This is a genomic window from Streptomyces sp. NPDC104096 (assembly GCF_055584385.1).
In genome coordinates, this window is the sequence record NZ_JBVJMD010000120.1 from 1 (window position 1) to 7539 (window position 7539).

General features: G+C 68.8%; 6 protein-coding genes and 3 pseudogenes. 4 read left to right on the top strand and 5 right to left on the bottom strand.

From position 1 onward, the window contains the following. Window positions 1-887: 887 nt before the first annotated feature. Window positions 888-2411, top strand: coding sequence for a hypothetical protein (locus ACZ60B_RS42165; protein WP_469397199.1), 1524 nt, complete (start codon window positions 888-890; stop codon window positions 2409-2411). 153 nt (window positions 2412-2564) lie between these two features. Here ACZ60B_RS42165 and ACZ60B_RS42170 read toward each other — a convergent pair whose 3' ends face one another. Then, on the bottom strand, window positions 2565-3530 hold the full coding sequence (locus ACZ60B_RS42170; protein WP_469397201.1) for an ArsR/SmtB family transcription factor: 966 nt from the start codon (window positions 3528-3530) through the stop codon (window positions 2565-2567). A gap of 71 nt (window positions 3531-3601) precedes the next feature. Here ACZ60B_RS42170 and ACZ60B_RS42175 point away from each other — a divergent pair, with 71 nt between their 5' ends. The 3 genes from ACZ60B_RS42175 (at window position 3602) to ACZ60B_RS42185 (ending at window position 5432) form a co-directional block, all read left to right on the top strand. Then, window positions 3602-4438 carry an alpha/beta fold hydrolase gene (locus ACZ60B_RS42175; RefSeq protein WP_469397204.1) on the top strand — a complete coding sequence of 279 codons (837 nt, stop codon included), beginning with the start codon at window positions 3602-3604 and terminating at the stop codon, window positions 4436-4438. A gap of 119 nt (window positions 4439-4557) precedes the next feature. After that, entirely contained in the window at window positions 4558-5124 is a 567-nt protein-coding gene (locus tag ACZ60B_RS42180; protein WP_469397207.1) for a transposase family protein, read from the top strand. Next, window positions 5025-5432, top strand: a complete 408-nt coding sequence (locus ACZ60B_RS42185) for an ISAs1 family transposase (RefSeq protein WP_469397213.1) — start codon at window positions 5025-5027, stop codon at window positions 5430-5432. The genes ACZ60B_RS42180 and ACZ60B_RS42185 overlap by 100 nt, the downstream gene beginning before the upstream one ends. 43 nt (window positions 5433-5475) lie before the next feature. Here the strand turns inward: ACZ60B_RS42185 and ACZ60B_RS42190 are convergent. From ACZ60B_RS42190 to ACZ60B_RS42205, 4 genes and pseudogenes are all read right to left on the bottom strand, one after another. Then, window positions 5476-5652 (bottom strand): annotated as a pseudogene (locus ACZ60B_RS42190) (helix-turn-helix domain-containing protein); the annotation flags it as partial. Continuing rightward, window positions 5649-5926: pseudogene (locus ACZ60B_RS42195) on the bottom strand (helix-turn-helix domain-containing protein). The pseudogenes ACZ60B_RS42195 and ACZ60B_RS42190, both read right to left, overlap by 4 nt. Window positions 5927-6159: 233 nt before the next feature. Then, entirely contained in the window at window positions 6160-7320 is a 1161-nt protein-coding gene (locus ACZ60B_RS42200) for an FUSC family protein (RefSeq protein ID WP_469397209.1), read from the bottom strand. A 128-nt stretch (window positions 7321-7448) separates the two neighbouring features. Then, a pseudogene (locus ACZ60B_RS42205) lies at window positions 7449-7539 on the bottom strand (YceI family protein); the annotation flags it as partial.

Sequence of the window (7539 nt, forward strand, 5' to 3'; positions counted from 1 at the left end):
TCGAGCGCGGCCCGTTCCTCGTCCGACAGCGTCAACTCGGCCTTCGGCCGCCCCATCCGTGCCATAGGGCAAGCCTATACATCTGAATGGAATTCCCGACTCGGAAGACTAGGGGCCTGCAAGCGCGGGATCGACGCCGGCAAGGACGACTGCAACACACCCGCAACGAGGCTCTGCTGGAGGCAGTCTCGCGAATGGTTTCAACTCTCCGTGGAGCAGCAGGCTGGCACACCTTCGTACGGTTGGGGATGTACACGACGCCGAAGGCGTACTTACGCCACTCCCAAGGCACGTGGAACACTGCGCGGTGCTGATGCCAGGGGAATGGGGGCCCTCACCGGTGACACTTTGGCAGTGTGCCCTTTACGGGGCGGCCGGCGGTGCGTTGGCCGGGCTGGTCGATTTCTACCAGCGGTATATGGCCTGGCGAGCCTTGTGCGGTGCGCGCCTGGCGCAGGAGCCCCCTGGTCCTGAGCCGCCGTTGAACTATACGCGCGGCGATTTCGTTGGTGCCGCCCTGCATGTGGTCCTCGGCTGTGTGGGCGGAGTGTTGTTCGGCGGTTCGGGGCAAGTGGAGGGCCAGTACGCGATCCTGGTCGTGGGAGCCTCAGCTCCGGCACTGTTGTTCAACGTAGTGAACGGATCCGTCGCGCCGCCACCGGCGTCCGCGCCGGTTCCACCGCAGGCACAGACGCTCCCGACAGGTGCTCCTGACGCGGCGGCAGGCGAGGGCGGCGCCCGTGTCTCCAGCTGAAGCGCAGCGCCGTTTGTCGAAGTTCTTCCGGGATCACAGAGCGCGGCGCCCTCTTGTCGTACGCGGACCGCATCCGGGGTGGGTCGCCATCGAGCAGGTCCGCCGTGCCCTGGGCACACCTCTCAGTGAGTCGATGCTGCTCGCACCCGCCACGCCGGCTGTCCTGCCGTCCGCCACACAGGCCCTGGCCGCAGCGGCCTACCGTGCGTTGCCGCTCAAGGCAGCTCTGGACATCTTCCCGGGATCTCGCTGGAGAAAAGGCATCTCCAGCCTCCTCGCTCCCGACGCGGGGGAAGCGTTCGCGCGACTCGTCCAGCGAAGGACTCTCAGCGGCCAACACCCCCGAGTCGTCCGTTCCTTCGGCATGCCGGCCTCCCGCGTCGTGGAGCATTGCCTGGCAGCTTCGGCCATCCGCCGGCGTCGGGACAGGGCGCTCGCGGCCATCGTCATCGTCACGTGTTGGCTGTTCCTGCCCGGCACCCTGCTCTGGCTGCTCGCGTTCAGGGCCGGTAGCGCTTTTCCGCGCCTTGGCCGGCTCCCGATTGCGGTGGTGGGCCTGCTCGGCGCGTGGCTGCTGTGGTCGCCACCGTTCGTCGACGGGTCGGGAGCCTGGTACGTCCGCCTGCTGCTGGCGGCCCCCTACACCGGATGGCTGGCCGCACGTGAATGGAGCGTGAGGTCGGCCGCAACACTGCGCCAGCATGCCAACCGTGTCCACGAAGGTGACCTGGGGGCCAAAGTTCCCGAGGCGGTACCCACCGGTCCTAAGGATGTGAAGGCCGAGGCTCTCCGGCAGGCACTGGCCCGGTTGGACGCCGAGGAGGAAGGCAATGTCGTCTTCTATGACGAAAGCGGTGCCGTCCTGGGACTCGGCGCGAGGTGGGGCAGCTGGTTCCTGCGAGAGGAACTGCATGATCGGGACGACCGGGTCATCGTCCCCTTCCGTGTCGGGGAGGTGGTGAGCGGCGTTGCGAGACGGATGCGCGCTATGGCGACTGGCGAACTAATGACCGTCGGCCAGTGGGCTGCGTTCCCCCTCGCTGATCCTCTGCACTCCAGTCCCGAGGGACCGGACACACACGCCTTCACGGTTGGTCCCGCCGGTCTTGAGGAGCTGCTGTCCACGTCCGCCTCCGGAAAGTCCCTCCTCGTGGCTCAGTTCCCGCTGCAGCTGGGCCAGAGCGTCGTGACGCTGCTCATCAGAGTGGTCATCGAGGACTGGACTCTCCAAGTCACCGTGGACGGGTATGCTCTCGGCCCCATCTCGCCTTATCTGTTGAGTCCGCCTTCCTCGCACTGGAGCCAAGGCGCGAAGGCCGGCCCCTTCCATCACACCGAACTCCCGGTGGATGCCACAGAAGTGTGCCGCCAGATGGCCCGGGCGCCGTTTTCTCTCCTGCCCGCACCGTTTCTGGACCTACTCGGCGGACGCCTGATCCCGCCGGAACCCTTCGGCCTGCGTTCCAGCGCCGCTCATCCGTCGTGGTCCCGCCACGCCTTCGCCAACGAAGCCGCGCAAACCGCGGAAACGGTGCTCCGGCACGTCCATAGCGCCATTGTGGAGGTGCTGGCCGAGCACAGCGTCGATCTCAGCGCATCGGACGCGACGGGCGACACCGACCCCTACGTCTTCGTCCGAGCTCGCGACGACACGTAGCGATCGTCGGACACCTCCAACACGACCCTGCACGCGGGATTCGGCGAATACGACGGCTCCCGCATCCGGCCCGTCCTTTGAGAAAACCATCCGGGCTCTCATGAACCGCTCCGGGATCGGTGGAGGTGAGGCTTGGGCATTCTGCCGGCGGCTCTACGGAGAGGTGGCGTCCAACAGATGGGTCGCTCGTTCCGTGCGTAGGTGGAGCGCGGTGCGGCCATTGCGTTGTGTCGCTACCAGGCCTGCCCCTCGTAGCGCGCGCAGGTGTTGCGAGACCGCGCTGGGGGTTACGCCCAGGCGTGTGGCCAGGGAGGAGGTCGTCAAGGGTTCGGCCAAGGCGGCCAGCAGTGCCGTCCTTGTGTGGCCCAGCACTGGGGCCAGACCCGCCAGTGGGGGCGGGGACGGCTCCCAGAGGAGGCCGACGCCCGTGGCCGGATAGCGGATCGACGCGGCGGCGACCGGGGACTTGTCGACACCCACGTTCGGCCAGTTGAAGACGCTGGGCAGCACGACTAGGCCATGTCTGCCGGTGTCCACCGTGTAGACGGAGTGCGGGGTCCGCCGGCCGTGCACCACCAGCTGGCCATCGTCCCAGGCGATATCCCGGTGCAGCGCGCCGAACAGTGCCTGTACCCCGCCGTCCACCAGGGTCAGCGCCCGCCTGCCGATGTCGGCTTCCAGTACCGCGAACATGCGGCCCCAGTGCGGAGCGATCATCAACTCGTAGCAGCGGAGGAGCGCCGCCGCCAGCCGCGGCAGCACCGTCGCCGGCTCGGGGGCCTCCTCGGCCGGTATGCGCAGCACTGCGCCGTACTCACGCCGGAAGAAGTCCTCCTCTGTCGCCCGCAGCAGGTCCAACTCCGCCGCCATCGACGTCAGCCGCTCTTCCGGTACCGGGAAGAGGAACGACGGCAACGGTCCCGCGATCAGTGCACGCAGCAGCGGCAGTGCTCGTTCGTCCGCCAGCAGCGGCCGCGACTGGCGTACCCATGGCTGGTGGATGGCGTGGCCGCCGGTGCCCAGCAGGATCCGCAGTGCCAGTACCGTCTCGCCCAGCGGTGAGATGGCGAACCGCACCTTGGCGACCGATGCCGCGGTGAACCTGATCTCGACCGCCATCCGGGCGCCCCTATCGTGTAGCTGTGGCTAAACGATAGCCAACGCTCATCGTCTCCCTCAGGCTGCCGGGCATGGATTTCTTCACCGCGTACGACGGAACCAAGCTTGCCTACCACGTAGTCGGTGACGGCCCGCCTGTGGTCTGTTTGCCAGGAGGGCCGACGGCTTCCGCCTACCTCGGCGACCTCGGTGGGCTGTCCGCGCACCGGCAGTTGATCAGGCTGGATCTGCGCGGCACCGGTCAGTCCGCGGTGCCGGAGGACGCCGCCAGCTACCGCTGCGATCGCCTGGTCGATGATGTGGAGGCCCTGCGCGCGCACCTGCGCCTGGAGCGGATGGATCTGCTCGCGCATTGCGCTGGCGCGAATCTGGCCGCGCTGTATGCGGCCCGCCATGCGGAGCGTGTGAGGACGCTTTCGCTGATCACGGCGAGCGTCCGCGCCGTCGGTATCGCGATCCCGGGCGAGCTCCGGCGCGAGATTGCGCTGCTGCGCCGGGGCGAGCCGTGGTTCCCGGCGGCGTTCGCGGCTCTGGAAGCGATCGTAGCGGGCCAGGCGACCGCCCAGAGCTGGCAGGCGATCGCGCCGTTCTCCTACGGGCGTTGGGACGCGGCGGCACAAGCACATCAGGCGGCTGACCAAGAGCAGCATGACCTGGAGGTCGTGGCGGCGTATGGCGCCGAAGGTGCTTTCGATCCGCACGCGACTCGGGCCGCTCTCGCCCGTTTTGTACAGCCGGTGCTCGTGCTGGCCGGTGAGGTCGACCTCGGTGCCCCGCCGCGCACCATGGCCGAGCTCGCCGGGCTGTTTCCGAACGCCCGGATCGTTGTCCAGCCCGGGGCCGGGCACTTCCCCTGGCGCGACGACGCGGACCGGTTCGTGACCACCACTGCGGCGTTCCTTGGATAGGTGACAACTCCCTTGCTTAAGAATGCCGTTGAGGAGATGCGGCGGAGACTGGAAGTGTGACAGTCACGGGCTTCCAAGATCATGGAGTTCTCGGCGTTTCGTGATTCGAGTGGAAGACCGTGCCTGCCGACGCTTTATCGCTGATCCCGCCTGCTCCTGACCAGCTCCGCGAGCGGCCCGAGGTCGTATCCACGGAGGTCTTGAGCTTGCTTGAGCGGCTGGTCGGGGTGCCTGGTCCACGTGATCCGCGCGGGGTACGTCACCCGCTGGCCGTCGTGCTCGCACTCACCGCGTGTGCCGTGTTGTCCGGAGCGACCTCGCTGCTGGCGGCCGGCGAATGGATTGCCGATGCCCCGACCGACGTGCTCCGACAACTCGGTGCCCGTCCCGACCCTTTGATTGCCCGGCGTGCTCTGCTCGCCGAGACGGCGGTCCGGCGGCTGCCGGCCCGTGTCGACGCCGATGCACTCGGCCGAGCCGTCGGACGCTGGCTGGCAGATCACCGACCGAAGGAGGCGGGGACCGCCGGGCTTCGCGGTCTGACCGTGGACGGCAAGAGCCTGCGAGACGCGGCCAGGGCCAAAGGGTGGGAAGATCCACCTGCTCGCCGCCCACCAGCGACGCGATGCACACCCAGCGGGAAGGCGCCGGCTACCTCCTCGCCCGCAAGGCCCACCGCATCGTGATCGTCAAAGGCAACCAGAAGAAGAACCGCAAGCAGCTCAAGTCCCTGTCCTGGAACGACATCCCTCTCCAGGGCCGTACTGAGAACGCTGGCCACGGCCGCTCGGAGATCTGCCGGGTCAAGGTCGCCACCGTGATCAATCTCTTCTTCCCCGGCGCGCGCCAGGCCGTCCAGGTCAAGCGTCGGTACACCGACCGCAAGACCGGCATGACCACTCTCAAGACCGTCTACGCCGTCACCAGCCTGACTGCCGAGCAGGCCGCCTCGACCCGGCTCGCCCGACTCGTGCGCGATCCCTGGAAGATTTGAGGCCCTGCACCACGTCCGCGACACCACCTTCGCCGAGGACGCGGTCCCGTCCGGACTCCCAGCCGACGACCGTGCACGGGCTGACACCCAGAGCCTGCGCGAGCTGGGGGCGCGAGAGGTTCAGCCCCTCACGCAGGGCACGTCGCCGCTCGGCAGGCGGCAGCACCGCCTCCTGCCCGGCCGAGGCGAGCAGGGCGTCGATCGCACCGAAGTCCGTCATCGCTCTCCCCCGTCCCGCAGGGCCGCAGGACGTGCGCCGCCCGCGTGGCGGCCGGGGATCCGGCGGCGTTCCGCGGGCAGCGACTCCGCGGCCCGGGTGGGCCCGCCAGCAGGTCGAGCGCGTCGATGCCGTAGTGGGCGGCCACCGCGTCGCAGTCCGCCAGACTCCACGCGGCCGAGCCGGACCGACGGCGGCTCACCTGAGCCTGACTCACCCCCAGCGCAGCGGCCGGTTCGGTCTGCGACTCACCGGCCGCGTACAGGAGCGCGGCCACCGCGGACCGGACACGCTCATCAAAGGCTCATGCCCACAACGCCGACCCTACCGCTCAAGGCTCATGCGTCATGCGCCGGTCGTATTTCGCATCGAGTGCGCGCCTGCCTGCAGGGGGGCGCGCACTACGGCCCTGCCCTGGCTCAGGCCGATACAAAGCGGCACGGGAAGCAGCCAGAACGATCACCGCCTTTCGGCAGGCCGTCACGGCGTCACCGCAGAGCTCCTCGATGGCTACGTCGCCGAGATCCACGACGTGGCGTCCCGACCACGCGTCCGGCGTGTGCCCGCGTACTCCAGGTCGAACAGCAGCCTTTCCACGTCCGTCATGAGCGAGCCGTAGACGTGCCAGGCGCCGGGCTTGGTGAGAGTCCCTTGGTGGATCAGTTCCGTCATGGCCTCGTGCCACGTCAGCGCACCCTCGATCGCCTTGCGCAGCCGCTCCCGGGCGTCCGTCTCCGACGAGCCCCCTACCTCGTACGGCTCGACGAGTCCCCGGACCGCCGCACCGGCCAGTTGCAGGGTCTCGGCGTAGCGATCGAGGAACTGGTGCCCCAGGTGGTGATCGGCGCGGCGGTCGTGGGCGTTGTCGGCGAGGGTCCGGGCGATTCCGCGTACCTGGAGGAGCACTCCGCGCAGGGCGCTGAACAGTTCTCCATAGGTCACATCGCCGCGTCGCGCTCGGGCGACGGAGCGCGCGTTCCACCTCAGGCTCTCGTCGGCCTGCCGTACCTGCTCCTGCGCATGCGTCAGGTGCTTTTCGAGTTCGCGCGCCCGGTGGAGCCGGACATGGGCCTTCGCTCCGAGCTGCTCGCGGGCCAGACCGGCGCCCATGTCGCTCAGCAGCTTTCCCATGGCGTGGGCGAGTTTCCGTACGGCGGAGTCGGACTCGTCCAGATGGAGCGGGGGCAGGACAAGCGCGTTGACCGCGATGCCCACCACCGCGCCGCTCAGTGTCTGGAGCAGAGGGGCGACAAGGCCGCCCATGGGATCGCCCGCCAAGGCGGCCAGCCCGACGACGGCGGTGGAGGCGACCTGTCGACGGCTGTCGGCCGTGCGGCGGGGACCCACCAGGACGGTGCCGAGGACGATGACCGCGATGGCACCCGCAGTTGCTCCCAGGAGCTGGACAGCCATGAGGGCCAGGGCCAGGCCGGCGACCTTCGCGACGACACTCTGCAGCGCCTTGGCCACTGATCGGTAGACCGTGTCCGCGTTGACCATGAGCAGGGCCGTGGCGACCGCCAGGTAGGGGCGCCCGTCGGCAGCCCACGCGCCCGCAAGGGTCCAGGCGACCAGCGCCGCCATCAGGGCCTTGATCCCGTACACCAGGTGGCGAGGTGGCCGGTGGCGGAACCTGCCGCCGAGGCGGCGGGCCTTACGTATCACGGACACCAGGTGATGATCAGGGGACATCCTATGGGCCTCCCCCCGCCTCCCCCATCTCCCCACTCCCGGCGTCGGCAAAAGTGGGGCTTCGAGGACACCTGGCCGGCGCGGGACCGGCCGCGATGTATCACGCGTCAGGCGTTCTTGATCGCCGAGATGTCGAAGTGCAGCTTGATCTTGTCCGAGACCAGGACGCCGCCGGTCTCCAGGGCGGCGTTCCAGGTC